Source organism: Holdemania filiformis (assembly GCF_003459085.1).
In the GTDB taxonomy this organism is placed as follows: Bacteria; Bacillota_I; Bacilli_A; order Erysipelotrichales; family Erysipelotrichaceae; genus Holdemania; species Holdemania filiformis.
Map to the genome: position 1 here is coordinate 1 of NZ_QRUP01000030.1, position 397 is coordinate 397.

The window sequence follows — 397 nt, forward strand, 5'->3', positions numbered from 1 at the left end:
TGCGACCGCAGCGATAACGATTCCGCCATCCGATAATTCTGCATTTCTAAATTTACCAGCATCGGCTTTCCCTGATCATCCCGAATCCTCACCATGACATCATAGCGGACCCCTTTCTCCCGGAAGTTCGCCTTCACCGGTTCTGTCGCTTCCGATCCTATCCACACAATCCGCCGATGAAGCAAATCCGAGAGATACATCGTCAGAATCTTTCGGGAAACCGGGTTCTCCGCATTCATCACATGACGGAACACGTCGTTATCCCGATAATCAAGGGCGGCCAGACTTTTTCTAGCCTGAGCGCGGGTCAGTCCCGCCTGCTGTAATTGTTGATCGGAAATGTTGAGAAGTAAGTTATTTTGTTTCATATTCAGGAGCCTCCTAATATTAATATTGC

Annotated in this window: 1 protein-coding gene; it reads right to left on the bottom strand. The window is 48.6% G+C overall.

Annotation, left to right across the window (positions count from 1 at the left end):
• The coding region (locus DWY25_RS16465) for a hypothetical protein (RefSeq protein WP_147336711.1) at positions 1–368 on the bottom strand (368 nt) is incomplete at its 3' end.
• Positions 369–397: the final 29 nt, after the last annotated feature.